This is a genomic window from Pseudooceanicola atlanticus (assembly GCF_000768315.1).
Lineage (GTDB): Bacteria > Pseudomonadota > Alphaproteobacteria > Rhodobacterales > Rhodobacteraceae > Pseudooceanicola > Pseudooceanicola atlanticus.
Genome location: NZ_AQQX01000018.1, coordinates 34049 through 49341 on the forward strand (window position 1 = coordinate 34049; position 15293 = coordinate 49341).

Sequence of the window (15293 nt, forward strand, 5' to 3'; positions counted from 1 at the left end):
CCACTTACCGATCGGGCACCGCTTCAAGGGATTTCTCGAACCGCTTGCCTGCCGCTGCAGCTTCTTTCAAGAGCGCGTCGAAATTGTCAGGTGGGTTGCCATCTTCCAGCATCCCTTTGAACGTCGCATAGGCATCCGTCTTGCTGCCATAGGCGCGCAGGGTCTTGTCGTCGTTCACCCATGCCACCACGATGACCTTCGCATCGCTGTTGAACCGGTAGAACAGCCGATACTGCTGGAAGAATTTCGCCCGGAACCAGTGCTTGCGGTGATCGCCGAGTGTGCCGCCTTGCCGGAAGGCGGCGGCACCCGGATCTGCAGGTATGGCCTCGGTGACCAGCTTGAAGATGGCGGCCAGCCGTTTCGTCGGGTTTTTCTTGTGCCAGGTCTTGGGATCGCGAGCCTTACGCGCCTCTACCTCCTCGACCAGCCCTTCGAGCTGGTCCAGAAAGAGTGGGTGCGCATAAATCGACCATCCATTCACGACAAGGGGCGCTTGGGCGGGCACGCTATCGCCGCTCATTCATCCTCGAGCGATAGCGGCGCATCGAGATCGACATCAACGTCTCCGACCAGTGCTGCAAGACGGTCATGCAAAGCCCCATCGAAAGCCCGAATGCGGTCCGGATGCGCCTTGATATCGGCCTCGACAAAATCGAGAAAGGCTCCGAGCACGGGATCTTCCTCGTCGCTGCGCACGGGCTCGATATAGACCCTGCCACTCGGCTCGGTGCAGTAACGAATCTGGTCGCCCTTGCCCAGCTTGAGCTGTTTGCGCACACCCGCCGGCACGGTCGTCTGATACCGATCCGTGAGTTTCGAGACATCTTGTGCGAGGGCTGTCATGGCAGTCTCCTGAAGAAAAGGGGCTTTGCTGCCCGCGATAGGTAATGCATTTGCATTGCCTTGTCAAGACAAGCCGCAGCATCTGCTGTCGCCGGGCAGGTCGATGAACCGTCCGGCGCAGGACCTAATTTCGCCCCGCCAGGAACTCCGCCAGCACCGGGCTAGCCGCACCTTTCGTGGAGCTGAGCAGCTCCGAGCCCGCAAGCGAGGCCTTCGACAGGCGTACGAGCCCACCAGTTTCCTCGATGCGGTAGCAGCGGCGCTTTTGCCGCCCACGCCTGTAGTGGGTCGCGGTGACAATCTGGCAGGTACTGCCATCGGTGAGCGTCACAGGGGTGGCGAGCTTGATCTTGTCGCCTTCCTCGTAGTCCGGGATCGCAGCCCAGTCCTGGCAGCGCTGGCGCCAGGCATGAGCATAGCTGTCTGGGTCTTTCAGCTCGGACAGCAGGGCCAATAGGCTCAGTGGCGCGCGGGATTCGACCGGTCCCGCGCTTTCCTCCATGTCCTTGTAGCCCCAGCAGCCGTCATCATATCGGGTAAGGAATACGGCGGCGAAAGTGATGGAGCCATCCGCATCGGTGACATAGGTCGTGTCTTCGACAGGGGTGCCGTCGATATTTGTGACCTTTGCCGCCGCGTACCAAGTCGAACCCACCTTGCAGGCTTTGACCAGTTCCGTCTTGCGCCTTTCGCCCTCGAAGGTGCACAGCCGAGCAATCTCCGCTTTCTCATCCGCGTAGGTCTGGACGCGGCCGTCGGTGTAGAAGAGCCAACCCATCACGCCGCCCTCCGGTCATCGATTTCCATCAGCGCATCGAGCGGCACGCGGTAGGGCTGCATGGCGTCAAAATCCTCGCAATTGCCACAGTTCTGCACGATCGCAAAGGTGTCGCAGGCATCCTTGAGGATGACCCTGAAGGTGCCACCGAGGCCCGAGGGCACTTCGTAGGTCCCGCCGATGAGATAGTCCGAGGCCCGGCGCACGAAGACGCGGATGCTGTGGCCATCGGTGGCGAGCCGGATGGCCCCTCGCCCCCGGTCGATGAGCACCTGCACGTCATCCAGGATGTCGGTGTAAAACTGGCCGGTCAGATCGCGAAACGCCATGCGGCGCTGCGCCATCCAGTCGGTGTCCCGAAACGGGTTCATGCCGTCGGCGAAGGCGAAGGAGGGATCGGCCTGCTCGGTGGTAACGATACGGGTGGTCGTGCCATCGATGCCGTTTGAGCGCAGATGCACACCATTGCCGACGATGAGGATCAGGGCCGGCCTGTCCACGGGCCCGTTCCAGTTGGGCAGGAAGGTCTTGCAGGCACGCGCATGTGCGATTTGCGCCGCAACAGCGGAGGCAGAGAACTTGAGAATAGCCATGGGGATGTCTTTCTGTTCGGTTTGGAAGGGTCGACCCGCGCGGGCGGCATGGTCCACGCGCGGGTCGCGTGAGGACTCAGGCCGCTTGCGCGATGTCGCCGTCAGGCTCCGGGGTTTCCGCCGCGGGCTCCGCCTCATCACAGGCGACACCGGCTGTCTGCATCATGGGCGGGCACCAGGCGGCCACGGCAGCGCGCTGCGCGTCCGTGAGCGTGGCGAAGGGCTCGGCGAAGAGCTTGTCACAAAAGGCGACGATCTCCTTCTTGCTCGACGAGGCCAGCGTCACCGCCTCCTGGGCGAGACCCAGATCCTCGCCGAGGATCTTCAGGAGCCAAGCCTTCTTGAAGCGGTTGAAGAGCGCCGCATTCGGCGTCCAGTGGGAGCGGATGTCGGGCATGATCTCGATCTCGAACGCATGCATCAGGCTGTCGCGCTGGCGGTCCCGCGCGAAGCAGGACTGCGTGGTGCTGGCCGTGGCATAGGCCACGAGCTTGGCCTTTTCGCCTGCCTCCAGCGCGCGAAACGCCGCGAACTGATCGGCGGGCGCGCGGGTGTCATCGAGCCAGGAGAGGTCCAGCGCCTCATGCGCCGCCGCCACCTGCTCGAGCGAGGTTGCGTCGATCTCGTCCATCTTGGCATGGCTGCGGTATTCCTTGCGGGCATCGATCTTGATCGCCTGCGTGACACTCATGCCGCTGGCCAGAACGTCGCTCACCAGCTTGAAGAGCGTCAGATCGAGCGTAGCTTCCGGATGCAGCGCCATCGCGGCCCCAAGCGCCATGGCTCGCTCGGTCTTGAGGTCCTCAGCCAGTGAGGCCGGATAGGTGATTTCGCCGGCGTCTGGGGCCTCCTCCCCGGTCGGGCTAGCCGAGGAGCCGCGCGCGCCCTCCTTTTTGACGGTGTCTTCCGGGCGGACGAGGCCAACATGGAGGGTCACCTGCCCGCCCGACCAGGACGCGATTACCCCAGACCGCGCGAGGTCCTCGGCGCTGTAGGCCTCCTGCAGGTCGCGGGCTTCCTCTTCCAAGGCGTCCACGCGCTCGTAAAGCGCGTTGTAGGCACCGTCCTCGAGCCCCTCATCCTCCATCTCGAGCTGCAGTTTCTCAAGCTCGGCGGTGATCTCATCGATGCGCTTTTGCGCAGCCTCATCAGGCTCGATCGGGCCGGGATAAACGCGGCCGTAGTCGGCCATGGTCGCGTAATCATAGCGGACCATGGCATCGGCCCAGGCAAAGCCCAGCTTTATGCGGGCCTCTTCGGCGGCGGCACCGAGCTTCTCGAGCAGGATGGTCTCGACCAGCGCGGCGTCTTCGAGCACGGAATGCTCTTCCAGAAGGTCAGCGGCGACAGCGCCGCCCCGCGCCTCGTAGTCCGCGCGCACGAAGGCCCCGATATCGTCACTGACCTGCACGCCGCGGGATTTGAGCGCCTGGCGGACCGTATAGGCCTGCAGGTAGCTATCTTCCTTGGTGAGCGCCTCGAAGACTTCGCGCTGCACCTCCTGGCTCGGATGCTCCGCAAAGGCCTTCATCGTGTCGAGCGTGATCGTCTTGGCCCGGGCCGCGGCGCGGATGTCGGGGTGGATTAGGCCATAGCGCAACCGGCCTTTCACGGCCGCCACCGTGGTGCCGAAGGTCTTTGCGATCGTCTCGGGCGTCTGGTCGTCGACCTCCATCATCCGCGCGAAAGCCTCGAACTCGTCGATGGCATTCATCGGCGCCTGGGTGATGTTCTCAGCGAGCGACAGGGCCGTGGTGACATCGCAATCCTCTGGCACAAGACGGCAGTCGATCTTGGCCTTCGCCGTGAAGCCTTTCGCGGCCCTGTCCGCGACCAGCTCCTTCAGCGCGGCATGCCGACGGCCACCGGCGAGGACAGCATATTTGCCGTCGAGCTTCTGGACCATGAGCGGCTGCAGGAGACCCAGAACGGCGATGCTTGCCTTCAGATGGGCGATGTTCTCAGGATCATAGGTTTCCGGCGAGTTGCTGCGCACATTGGCGGGATGTGAGACCAGATCGCCGATGGCGACGGAGACGGGTTTGAAGCTTGTGGTCATGGCGTTTCCTTTTCGGTGGGTTTGGAGCGGCCCGCGCATTCAGATGCGCGGCCAATCCCCGTCTTCAGGGATCACCACAACAAAAGGCCCACTCTCCCTTTGAGGGGTCAGCGGGCCTTCATCGCCTGGGCTGTCAGGAGGGGTGTCCCCTCCCCTACCAGTCGCGCGCCAGCATGATGGTCAGCACGCGCATGGTGGTGGCGGGATTGTCCGGGGCCTCGGCGCCATAGCGGAAGTCGGAATCCGCTTCGTACAAATCCAGTTTCCAGAACACGGTCTCGCCGCGGACCTCGACCGCCCCGAAATCATGCCATCCTTCGGGATCGTTCTCGGGCTCGAAGGTCTCGAACATGCCCGTGGCCTTCACCGCCTCGGCCATGAAGCCGTCACCGGCATTCATAATTGAGCGGGTGACATGCATGCGGCCCTGAATAGACTGGGCGGTTGGCACACCGAGGCACGCGAGCTTGCGAAACGCGTCGTTCTGCGCTGCGATCACACTCGGATCAGGGCGGTCTGTCTGGGGTTGTCCTGTCATGGACATGGGGTGCTCCTTTGAGAAGTTGAAACACCCTTCCAAAAGCCAGCTTTTTCTTTTTCCCCCTGGCGGCAGGACAGAAGCAGAAGGGGCCCTACCCGAACAATCGCTTGGGTCTGTAATTCGGGTTGGGGATGGTTTCGATCCAGCCGCCTTGGTGCTTGATGGTCTCAAGTGCCGCCGAGAGCGGATAAGCGCCCTCGGACGGGCTCCACCAATAGGCGCCGTGCTTGAAGGTGATGATCTTGCGGCGGCCGTCGTTGAAGCAGGCCACCCGCAGCGTCTTGGGTTCCTTACGTGACATGGGCGTCTCCGTTCTCCCTGTGGTCAGGCGGCCTTGGCTCGGCCCCCTGCCCTGCCCGCCTCCGATCTGGCGATCAGGTAATCACAGGCGCGCTGCGCATCCGCGGCGTGCTTGAAGATCGCACCCTTGTCCGACCGAAGAACGCGCAACCAGTTATGGAGGTAGGCAGCATTCATCTCGAGCGTATGCGCCGTAAAGCCGAGCGTCTGACCCAGGAACACCGAGGTCAATTCCGCGACGATCTCCTCGCGCGCGTAAGAGGTGTTGCCAAACTTCGAGAACCCGAAATCACGGTTCAGTCGATGCCGGGCCTTCGTGGCATGGGCCAGCTCATGCGCCCAGACCCCGTAGAAATTGCGCGGGTCCTGGAACCGCGTGATGGATGGCATGTAGACCTTGTCCACGGGGGGCAAATAGTACGCCTCCGTGCCCGTGAAGACGGTCGTGATGTCGATGGCATCGAAAAACGCCTGCATGTGCGGGATGGGCTCGGACGGCGGATGCTCGGGCGCGGGCTCCGGGTCTGGGAAGAAGCTGTCGGGCAGGCCATCGATCTGGCAGGCATTGAACACGCGGTAGGATTTCTGGAAGCGGAAGATGCGGGCTTCCTCGGAGCGATCATCGCCATCGCTGCGGTCGTCCTCGCCGCCCGCGTCTTTCCGGCTTTGGCCGTAATAGACGACGACAGAGGATTTCTCGCCCTTGCGGACCTTTGCGTCCAACGCATTGGCCTGAGGCAGAGTCATCCAGAAGGGAGAGCTGTGGCCCGCCATCACGGTCCGCATCGTCAGCAGGAAGTTGTTCACCCCCTGGTAGGGTTCGCCGCCCACGCGCAGGGGGCGTGAGCTGCCGCCTGCGGTCCAGGGCTTGCGCCACGGCAGGACGCCGCGCTCGATGATGCGGATGATTTCGTTTGTGATGACCTCGGAGGCATCGAATTTGGGCGTGGGGGATCGGGCCATGGCTGGCCTCCTTTCGAATGTTTGTGAGAGGGAGTGGTGATCAGATTGACTGACGGGGCCGCGGATCGTTGACGATCCTCGCGCCGAGCCGCTCGACCGTGTCGATGTAGGTGGTCAGCGAGACGCACCTGCCGGCACCTGAAAGGTCAGGATCGACAGATCTGTCCCGCGCCACCCGCGGCAAGTTCGCGAATGCGATAACATCGGTGACGGGTCGGATATCGATGAACGGGGTCCCTCGTGCGACCGCAAGAGCGGCCAAGGGAAAGCGTTCGATCGGCGCGAAAGTCGACACTGTGGTCCAGCCGAGATGAAGGAACGTCCCACCCTCCCCGCAGATCACATGCGCGTTTGGCAATAATGCCGCCTGCCTGAGGTAGCCAAGATCGCGCAGGACGGTCTCGCGCTCGAGTTGCCGCGATAGCGCCGTCTGGCCAGTTCTGCGCAGCTCTCTATGCCGCCACCAGGAGGCGGCGGTTGTGCGGAGCACGCGCAAGACACCTGTTTCCATTAGAATGCCCTTCATTAGGAAAGACAGACCGGAATCCGGTCCGGACCCATCCGAGGGACCCCAAAGGCCCTCATCCGTCAGTCACAAAACCCGAAGGACACTTTTACTTTTCAGCAGCCAACTGGTCCGGGGTAACGGCCGAGGGTCCGACACCACCGCGGACCCCAGTGACGGCATGCAGTAAGTGGCGGTTTCGATCCAAGATCGGCAAGCCATATCGGCAACTCCGGCCCGACTGCTGCAGTCTTTCTCATATTATCAATAGCTTATCTGACGTTCTCGATCGGCAAAAGCGCTCCAACGGTGACCTCTCAGGCCCAAAGATCAGGATTTGCTTCGTTCAGAGCACTGCAGCGTTACGGATAAGCACGGGAAACGAAGGCGCAGCGCCTCCTGTCAGCTTGAATTTCAGCGATGTTGCCGCTATATACCGTCAGTATCACCGTAGGAGCATAGATCATGCACATCACGAACTTTGCTGAAGCTGGGCAATTCGAACCGCGCAAGATCGCCGCGGTGCTACGCACATCAGCAGAAGAGATCGCATTGACCGTCGGCTTGGGCAAAGACGCGTTGCAGAGGCGAGCCCGCATCGGTTCGGACAAGACGCAGCGCCGCCTGCGCGAATTGGTAGAGGTGCTGAACAAAGTTGAGCCCCGCTTCGGCTCGGAACTGATGGCCTATGCATGGTACCGGTCAGAGCCCCTGCCCGGCTTTGATGGCCGGACAGCCATGCAGCTGGTGCAGGAAGGCAAAGCTCAGCAAGTTCTGGAATACATCGATGCGGTCGATGCGGGCGTCTTTGCCTGATGCCGCTGAAAGATGGACGCTACACAGGGCCACTCTATCGCGCCCTGAACCCGGTCTATGCGCGTGAACCTCTGTCCGGACGAGGCGCTGAACTCTATGGAGGGCGCTTTAACGCCAAGGGCACCCCTGCCCTCTACACCTCGCTGGATCCCGCGACCGCTCTTAGAGAAGCCAACCAGGTAGGCAGCCTGCAACCCACGATCCTGGTGTCCTACAAAGCCGACCTTGGGCCTATTTTCGATACCCGCGATCAGGACAAGCTCGAACGGTATGGTGTGACCGAGGCGATGCTTGCCGACTCTGCATGGCGCATGAAGATGCTCGATGGCCAATTGGTACCGACACAGGAGCTAGCACGCGCCCTTATAGCAGATCGGTTTGCGGGGCTTCTGATCCAAAGCTTTGCGAAGGGTGCGTCATCAACGGACTTCAACATCGTCCTGTGGGCCTGGACTGCCAACAAGGGTTCTTTGGAAGTGGTGGATGACGAAAAGCGGCTGTCGCGCATGTGAGTTGTGAGACTTGGTGCCGGATCTGTCCACCGCGGTGGACATCGGCGGGTCGGAGGTACATGGATTGACTGTGTAGTATCGCCCTAGTGGAATTTGGCTCTGTCGCTTTGATGCATGTGGCGAGACCGCGCGTCATTGGACTAGTTGATGGCCAGACGTCCACCGCGGTGGACACTAGGCGGTTTGCATAGCAGTTTTGGATAGACGCTTGATCAAAGCCACTGGATCAAACTGGTCTTGACGTTGGCCCAAGGTGATACTGTGAAAGTACGCTCCAAAATCCCTGATGCGTTGTCCAAGTTGTAGCATGATGAAGATCGCGCATGACGCTTTCTGAGCTCCTACTGCATTCTTGGCTTTCTCAAATGTTTCTGGGTGAATCCCCATCATGGGTGCAAGAGTTCGAGCATGGTTTTCAATGTCCAACCAGTCTCTAAGTCTCTCTGTGGAGAACGATGTCGCTTGATCGCAGACTGAGGTTAGCAAGTCTGGTTTCAGAGCTTCATTGCCTGTGTTGCTATCTAAATCTTTTTTTTCTTCTTCAGACATAGATTGGTGCCGGACAGTTTGTCCGTCATTGGCGGGCAACTCCACAGTTTCTGGTGGGTTATCTGGGGTATACAAAGTCTGGCATTCTTTGCCCGTGTCGGCGAGCAGCGCGTGGTATTCGGTAAGGCTCAGCTTCCTGCGTAGAGCTCTCCGTGCGTGGTTGATGAATGTGTTGCTGGGATCATGCTCTTCCAAATGGGCGAGCTTTGTCAGGATCTGTTTGCGGACAAATATCCGATCCCGCCGGTTATTTTCCATCTCATGTGCGATGGCGATAAGCTCGCTCGCACGTTGGAGGAGGGGGGTTAGAGACAGTCCATAGCTGATGCATTCCCCGCTGGATGAGCGAACGCGGTAGCGCTTTCTGTTCGAGCTGTCATTGCGTTTGATGAACCCGAGTTCGACGAAGCGGTTGATGTGCCTGCGGAGTGTCCGTTCGTCGATTCCGCCGACGCGCTGGCAAATCGAGTCGTTGGACGCGAAAACCGTTTCGCCATGGCCGGGCTTCAAGAAACTGAGCATGGCTTGAAGTGTTTGGATATGGCCAGGACGCAGACCGAATACGCTACGTGCATCTCTTAGTGCCCTGAAGATGGTCCAGATGTCGGTTTCAGCCGCAGAAATTGAGCCGCGTGATGCATCAGCATCAGCGGTTCTGATCGATAGTTTTGTAAATGCCATGGTTTCTTCACGACGACCGTTCGGCCCACAACTTCCCAGTCTCTTCCCGAGATTTCGCTCAGAAAAAGGCAATAAAAACCCGTCCACCGAATCGGTGACTCTTGACCGGTTTGCTGGAGGTTGCTACATCATGAGTGCTAATCGAATGATGAGGGCTCTCCAGGGGAAACTTTGGGGGGCTCTTTTCTTTCTGGTCTTCGCTTTTCTCCTCTGCTCGAGTTACTCTGTGTGGCTCGGGGCTTAGGACCCAGAGCCGCTCTCATTCCGCCACTGTTCGAAGAGCTTCAAAAGCGCTGCCTCCGCGCGCTCTTCGATCCATTGGCCGAATTCTGGGTTGTCCTTCTTGGTGATCTTGATAGCGATCGTTTTCTGGTCGACTGTCAGCGTTCCCACAGAGCTACCGTCCCCATCTTTGACAACGGACGTTAGGCTGCGGTTGGCTTGCTTCTTGTCGCTACGCGCCTTGTTCGAGCAAGCCGAGTAGACTGCCTGAAACTTATCCGCGCTTGGAGTGTCGTCGGGCAGGGCGGCGATCACCTCTTTGGCTGTGTTCACCAGATCTATCTTTTTCGACAAAGCGGCCAGGTCACCCCATTGCCGTCGTCCGATGCCATGTGCCGGCCCGATCAGCTGTACAAGCCCTTCTGGCAGTTGCTCTATGACGACGCGATGATTGGACACGCCCTGCCGTGTCAAGCCGAGAGCATCCTGAATGACGTTTGGCTTGTAACCTGATTCCTGCATCTCTTTGATAAAAAGAGATTTCTCAATGAAAGACGGGTCTAGTCGGAGGTTGTTCTCTTGGCCCTGTGCGATCAGAGATGCGTCGTCATCCAGGCTTCGAACGATCGCCTTGACCGTTCCGCCGACCATGCGGATCGCTGCGAGCCTGCGTCGTCCGTAGATGATACGGTATCTGTCCGGTTGCGCTGATGGACGGACCATAATTGGTACTTGTTGCCCATGCTTGCGAATGCTTTCGGCCAACTCATCAATACTGGAATCCTCCAGCACCAACCGATCGCGCAGACCATCCATGTCAATCTGATCGGGCTCGATGTCACGGATCGAATTCGCGGTAATCTCGCGCAAAGAGTCGCGCAATCCGCCAACAGATCCTGGCAGTTTTGCTGCTTTTGGCGGGGTAGGGGAGGGGGCCGCGCTCTCCTTCTCGTCCTTTGGAGGCTGATTGAAGATATTTCGGGCCATCAGCGACGCCCCCATGCCATTTGGATTGTCTGTTCCAACTCATCTCCAACGCCATTCACGCTGGTCAGAGCGCGATCAATCGTTTTTCTAATGAATTGGCTCGGATCAACTTCGTAGACGGTTTGCTGGGTCATACCGGCGTCCGAGATTGCTGTAGATTTCAGCATTGGCTCAGTCATGACCTGTCCGGCCAAGATCGATCTCAGGTAGCCCGCCATCTGGGTCTGAGGCCCGTCCGACGGCTCGTATCTCGTGATCAAGAACTTTACGAAGTCCCATGTAACGCGCCTGCCAATGGCTTCTTCGACAGCCTTTACCGTTTCCGAAGCAAGTTTCAGGAACTGGCTCATTGAAGCAATGTCGAGCATGCCAGGCACGACCGTTACTAGGAGTCCCGTCGAGGCTGCCAACGCCGTTAGGGTCAGAAAGCCAAGTTGAGGTGGGCAGTCGATCAGAACGATGTCGTAATTCGCCTCTACTTCCTCAAGCGCTAAGGCAAGACGCTCCGCAAATATGGGTTGCACCCGGCGGGCGAGGGCGTTTGCCGTCTCAGTTTCGTATTCCGAGAGCATCAGGCCCGCTGGGACCATATCGAGCTTATGGAAGTAGGTTTTTTGGATGACGGCTGAGAGCGGAACTTGTTCCTCATATCTCAGGGCATCATAGATTGTGCCGCCTTCGGCGAACTCGAGCTCTGGCCGAAAGCCGAAAAAGGTGGTCAAACTTGCCTGCGGATCGAGATCCAAGACCAACACTCGGTAACCTCGCAAAGCATACCGTTGTGCAAGATGGATCGTTGCTGTTGTTTTTGACGATCCGCCTTTGAAATTGACGACAGATATCACCTGGAGACGATCGCCTTCACGTCGACCGGGGCGGTAGCTTTCTGCGTTCTTTCCGGTGCGCCCCAGAATGTCGCGCAGCTTATCGATCTCTTGGGCTGTGTAGAACCGGTGTCCGCGGTTGTCTGTATGAACTTCCGGGAAGCTGCCGTCCTTGTGCCGGTTGCGCAGGTTAGATGTGCTAACGCGCAGGAGGCTGGCAACTTCGGTAGAACTGAATCGGCGCAGGGACTTTCGTTCTTCGGGCTCGAAAGCGATCTTCATCTGGCGATCCAAAGATTCAGCCAGATTGTCGGCAAATGCTCCGATGTCGGAAGAGCCTATGCCTTGCGCGTATCCAACGTTACGATCATCCATGTCCTGCCGCCCACTCTCGGCCTCTGTTGAGGCTCTTGGTCATTCTGACGGTGTACAGCGCGACTGACGCGTTTTACCGTCAGAATGGGAATGCCACGATCAAGTGAGTCCGGCAAGAAGAATCTAGATGTAGTGTGAAAGTTATCCACAGCACCAATACGTACAGTCACATCAAGATAACTGCAAGTTGTTGATTTTATGGTGATAAATCCAAAAGACCGTGCTTCAAGCCATTCATGGGGATTGTTTGGATGGTATTGGCTAAACCCATGCAACCAATGGCACAATTGACCTTCTGACGGTGTTTAGAGCGATAGATTCAGCTGTTTGAGCCTCTGCTAGTTACAGTTGGGAGTGAGCCGATTCTGATGAAATTAGGCCAAGCCGCTCCGCTCGTTCGAGCAACATTTTGACCGAAGACGGCTGCCAGCTGGCACGACCTCGAGGGGTCCGTTCGCGCATCGACTCTAGCCGATCGCAGATCGCCTGCAGCGTGATTTCGGGGTCCGCGCCTTTGATCGCTGCGACGATGGCCGGCAGGCGGTCATCGGTTTCGCGGCGTCCGGCGCGGCCAAGCACCTCGGCAGGAAGGAACCCGTCGCGCACATATGCCTTCACAGCGCGGAGCAGTCGGCCTTGTGTCCAATGGTGATCTGGGGGCAGGGGGGCATTGATAATTCGCAGCACGTCTTCCCAAGCCATATCGGGGCGCAGGCGGCGCACATGAGGCACCCAATCCTGCGCGGTCTCGTTCAGGCGTTCCATATAGCCGTCCTGCCGTGCCAGCCGCACCTTGCGCAGCGCGGCGGGATCCTTGGCGCGTAGCCCTGGGTTGCCGCCTACGCGCCCTTTGGCGCGCGCAGAGGCAAGCCCGGCCTTTGTGCGCTCGCGGATCAGAGCGCGTTCGAACTCAGCCGCAGCGCCCAGAACCTGCAACGTGAACTTGCCCTGGGGCGAGGCAGTGTCGATCGGGTCCTGGAGCGAGCGGAAGAACGCCCCCTTTCCCTCCAGTCTTTCGATCACCTCCAGCAAGTGCGACAGAGATCGCGCAAGCCGGTCGATCCGCACAACGACCAGCGTATCGCCGCTCTGGACGCGTTCGAGCACGCGTGCCAGCACCGGTCGCGCGCGATTGCCGCCCGAGGCGTGCTCTTCAAAGATCTCGGCGCATCCCGCAGACTGCAGGGCCTCAGACTGGGGCAGGGGGGTCTGATCCTCTGTGGAAACACGGGCGTAGCCTATCAGGGGCATGAAAACGGGCCGTTTGCAATTTTATGTATCATCAATAAACGACCGTTTGTAAGCGAATGCAAGGACGCTCTCTGTGGCTTGGTTCAACGGAAAGCCCTTGGTTTCCATAGGCTGAGCGCGATGTGAGAGCCCTCGCCGACCATCGCCCCCGCGTACTATATAAAGAGCGTGGGGCACTCCGACAAAACCCTTTGGTAAAGTGCAAAATTCTAGTATTTTGCACATATGAAGCCTAAAGCGCCTACGTTACATGATGATTTTGATGCTCTCTTCCTCGACGCTGAAGAGGTGGAACAGTCGTCAGAGGAGGATCTTTGGTTCCTGCCCGGTCCGATGGAAGAAGAGCCGGATTATCTGCCACCCGGACCACGGGCCGAACCGCGTGAAACCGAAGTCCTTGATGAATGGCGGAAAGCAGAGGCGGGTCTCGCCGCGCGTCTTGCCAGTGTAGCTGGTCGCGTCGGCGCGCTGGACGACCGCCTGAAGCGCGGCCCCGAAGGATGGCGACACAGGCTTGCCCTGATCGAGGCAGCTGACCTCAGCTGGTTTGTGGGTGATCGTATCGGCCCGGATCGCCTTGCTCTTTGGATATCCATGCGCCTATCAGGCGTTCAGGAGGACACCGCAGCACTCGCGCGTGTCGGATGGGCAGTTCGCCGTTTGAGCGGCGGGCCGGGGCCCGAGGTGGACCTTTCCGCTTTTCTCGACCGCCGCGATCCCGAGAACCTTGGTGATGATGCCGAACCTTTCATGAATCGTGCGAGCGGATGGCTGGATCTGATGGTGCGATCTGTCGATCTGCATCCGATCAGCCGCGCCTGCATGGGCTTCCACCTCTGGAACCTCGCTGGTCTCGGACAGCACGGAGACGGGATGGAGGCGGCAGTCACAGCCGCGAGGATTGCGGCCGGTGAGGGAAGGGGGGCGGTCTTTGTACCTCTGGCCATGGGCGGATCAGGGGGGCTGCGCGCTGGCGGCCCACCCGCTGATCGTCTGGCGCGTTGGCTCGATGGGATGATGACAGCATCCTTGAGCGCGATGCGGCACCTAGACGACATAGAGGCATGGGCTATGCGCGCAGACGCCGAAATGGCACTGCTCTCGGGCAAGACGCCACCTGCTCTCCGCGCCTTACTGACCGAGTGGCCACTCGTCTCTGCACCGATGACTCAAATCTTGACTGGCGCCAGCCGCGCCGCCGTCCAGCGCAACCTTGGCTGGTTGGAAGCGCGGGGTCTGATCCGTGAGGTGACCGGGCAGGGGCGCTATCGGATGTGGCGCGCAACGATATAGTAGAGAAACCTTTTTGGATTTAGCCCTTTGCTGACCCAGTTGGCGCGTAAACGTCTAGCATTGAAATCGCTATCCAATCCTCTGCTTCTCGCGGTTAAGTGAAAATTTAACCCTTGAACCTCTAGTTGCTAGACGTTTTAGCGTGGAATAAATCGATCTGACAGATCCGACACCGAAATAGAAACTGCGCGGAGCACGATACATGCTGACAAGACGACATTTCATCCAGACGACCGCCGCACTGTTCTCGGCGTCTATCTCGAGTCCGCTCCTCGCTGACACCTGGCCCACTGAAGCGGAAAAGGCTGCTTGGGATGCACAGGTTACACCGCCGGGCTACAACCCGGCCACATCAAACCCGTGGGGCCTGCATCCGCGCTTTCTGCCGCAGCGGGTTGTAGCTAAAGATGGTCTTGTGGCCGGAGACATCCATGTCGATGCTGTTGCGCGCTATCTTTACCATATCGAGGAAGGCGGAACGGCGATGCGCTATGGCGTAGCGATTGCTCGTGGCAAACTTTATGAGCCGGGCGTCTACACGATCAAGCGCAAGGTCAGGTGGCCGCATTGGCAGCCAACACAGAACATGATTGACCGCGACCCGGAGCTCTACGCCGACATCGCTGACGGTATGGAACCCGGACCTGAGAACGCGCTCGGGTCACGGGCGCTTTATCTCTATGTCGGGGACCGGGACACCTATCTGCGCATCCACGGTACACCACACCCGCGAAGCATCGGCGGCCGAGCAAGTTCCGGTTGCGTCCGGATGGTCATGGCGCACATAAATGATCTGTATCCGAATGTGGAAATTGGCTCGACGGCGTTCCTATATTCAGCCGAGGACAGCGTGACTCCGCAGAGTTGACCCAAGCCGCGCCGTCAATCCGACGCTCGAACGCGCCAATCAGGATTGGCGCGCGACGCAGATGGGATTGCCGCCTGCCGATCGCAACGGGACCAACGTCGTTTCAACCGGCCCACTATGCGCATACCAATAGCAGTTATCTTCGGAACGTAGCCGTGCCGTGTTGAGATCCTGGTCGGGCGCAGCGAGGGTTGCGACAGACTCTGGAATATTCCCGATCCTGAATGGATCGTTGCCTTCCTTCGGAGGTACCGCACAGCCAGCCAGGGCCAATGTTGCAACTGAGCTACCCCCCGAAATTCGGACACTGACATAAGCTATGATTTGCAG

The 15293-nt window shown here is 59.4% G+C and carries 18 protein-coding genes; 4 read left to right on the forward strand and 14 right to left on the reverse strand.

The features are described 5' to 3' along the window. Nucleotides 1-4: 4 nt before the first annotated feature. From ATO9_RS21050 to ATO9_RS21090, 9 genes are all read right to left on the reverse strand, one after another. Nucleotides 5-523 carry a type II toxin-antitoxin system YhaV family toxin gene (locus ATO9_RS21050; protein ID WP_024099306.1) on the reverse strand — a complete coding sequence of 173 codons (519 nt, stop codon included), beginning with the start codon at nt 521-523 and terminating at the stop codon, nt 5-7. Next, the gene (locus ATO9_RS21055) at nt 520-846 is read right to left on the reverse strand and encodes a type II toxin-antitoxin system PrlF family antitoxin (RefSeq protein WP_005668772.1); all 327 of its coding nucleotides are present in this window, start codon (nt 844-846) and stop codon (nt 520-522) included. The genes ATO9_RS21050 and ATO9_RS21055 overlap by 4 nt, the downstream gene beginning before the upstream one ends. Before the next feature lie 124 nt (nt 847-970). After that, complete coding sequence (locus ATO9_RS21060; RefSeq protein ID WP_024099305.1) at nt 971-1624, reverse strand: DUF6927 domain-containing protein; 654 nt, start codon at nt 1622-1624, stop codon at nt 971-973. Continuing rightward, on the reverse strand, nt 1624-2217 hold the full coding sequence (locus ATO9_RS21065) for a hypothetical protein (protein WP_025042408.1): 594 nt from the start codon (nt 2215-2217) through the stop codon (nt 1624-1626). The genes ATO9_RS21060 and ATO9_RS21065 overlap by 1 nt, the downstream gene beginning before the upstream one ends. Before the next feature lie 76 nt (nt 2218-2293). Further along, nucleotides 2294-4276, reverse strand: coding sequence for a ParB/RepB/Spo0J family partition protein (locus ATO9_RS21070; RefSeq protein ID WP_043754129.1), 1983 nt, complete (start codon nt 4274-4276; stop codon nt 2294-2296). 154 nt (nt 4277-4430) lie between these two features. After that, a complete protein-coding gene (locus tag ATO9_RS21075) occupies nt 4431-4820 on the reverse strand; it encodes a DUF3768 domain-containing protein (protein ID WP_043754131.1) in 390 nt (129 codons plus the stop codon). Between the two features lie 88 nt (nt 4821-4908). Continuing rightward, nucleotides 4909-5118: a DUF6330 family protein gene (locus ATO9_RS21080; RefSeq protein ID WP_043754132.1), complete on the reverse strand. Its 210-nt coding sequence runs from the start codon at nt 5116-5118 to the stop codon at nt 4909-4911. A 23-nt stretch (nt 5119-5141) separates the two neighbouring features. Further along, the gene (locus ATO9_RS21085; RefSeq protein WP_043754134.1) at nt 5142-6080 is read right to left on the reverse strand and encodes an ArdC family protein; all 939 of its coding nucleotides are present in this window, start codon (nt 6078-6080) and stop codon (nt 5142-5144) included. Nucleotides 6081-6120: 40 nt separating this feature from the next. After that, nucleotides 6121-6606, reverse strand: a complete 486-nt coding sequence (locus ATO9_RS21090) for a hypothetical protein (protein ID WP_043754136.1) — start codon at nt 6604-6606, stop codon at nt 6121-6123. Nucleotides 6607-7050: 444 nt separating this feature from the next. Here ATO9_RS21090 and ATO9_RS21095 point away from each other — a divergent pair, with 444 nt between their 5' ends. Both ATO9_RS21095 and ATO9_RS21100 read left to right on the forward strand, forming a co-directional pair. After that, a complete protein-coding gene (locus ATO9_RS21095) occupies nt 7051-7401 on the forward strand; it encodes an MbcA/ParS/Xre antitoxin family protein (protein WP_027264271.1) in 351 nt (116 codons plus the stop codon). Continuing rightward, on the forward strand, nt 7401-7913 hold the full coding sequence (locus ATO9_RS21100) for an RES family NAD+ phosphorylase (protein WP_043754138.1): 513 nt from the start codon (nt 7401-7403) through the stop codon (nt 7911-7913). The genes ATO9_RS21095 and ATO9_RS21100 overlap by 1 nt, the downstream gene beginning before the upstream one ends. 174 nt (nt 7914-8087) lie before the next feature. Here the strand turns inward: ATO9_RS21100 and repC are convergent, their stop codons facing one another. The 4 genes from repC to ATO9_RS21120 all read right to left on the reverse strand — a co-directional run bounded on the left by repC (nt 8088) and on the right by ATO9_RS21120 (nt 12802). Then, nucleotides 8088-9143, reverse strand: coding sequence for a plasmid replication protein RepC (repC, locus tag ATO9_RS21105; RefSeq protein ID WP_043754148.1), 1056 nt, complete (start codon nt 9141-9143; stop codon nt 8088-8090). Nucleotides 9144-9383: 240 nt separating this feature from the next. Then, the gene (gene repB, locus ATO9_RS21110) at nt 9384-10352 is read right to left on the reverse strand and encodes a plasmid partitioning protein RepB (RefSeq protein ID WP_223229246.1); all 969 of its coding nucleotides are present in this window, start codon (nt 10350-10352) and stop codon (nt 9384-9386) included. After that, nucleotides 10352-11551 carry a plasmid partitioning protein RepA gene (gene repA / locus ATO9_RS21115; protein ID WP_043754158.1) on the reverse strand — a complete coding sequence of 400 codons (1200 nt, stop codon included), beginning with the start codon at nt 11549-11551 and terminating at the stop codon, nt 10352-10354. Before repA ends, repB begins: the two co-directional genes overlap by 1 nt. 342 nt (nt 11552-11893) lie before the next feature. After that, nucleotides 11894-12802, reverse strand: coding sequence for a recombinase family protein (locus ATO9_RS21120; RefSeq protein WP_043754160.1), 909 nt, complete (start codon nt 12800-12802; stop codon nt 11894-11896). A 225-nt stretch (nt 12803-13027) separates the two neighbouring features. Here ATO9_RS21120 and ATO9_RS21125 point away from each other — a divergent pair, with 225 nt between their 5' ends. Together ATO9_RS21125 and ATO9_RS21130 are read left to right on the forward strand one after the other, a co-directional pair. Beyond that, the gene (locus ATO9_RS21125) at nt 13028-14095 is read left to right on the forward strand and encodes a hypothetical protein (protein WP_043754163.1); all 1068 of its coding nucleotides are present in this window, start codon (nt 13028-13030) and stop codon (nt 14093-14095) included. Between the two features lie 202 nt (nt 14096-14297). Beyond that, entirely contained in the window at nt 14298-14963 is a 666-nt protein-coding gene (locus ATO9_RS21130) for a L,D-transpeptidase (RefSeq protein ID WP_043754166.1), read from the forward strand. 39 nt (nt 14964-15002) lie between these two features. On the opposite strand, the gene ATO9_RS24820 is transcribed toward ATO9_RS21130, so the two are convergent. Then, a complete protein-coding gene (locus tag ATO9_RS24820; protein WP_081979702.1) occupies nt 15003-15263 on the reverse strand; it encodes a hypothetical protein in 261 nt (86 codons plus the stop codon). Nucleotides 15264-15293 lie beyond the last annotated feature (30 nt).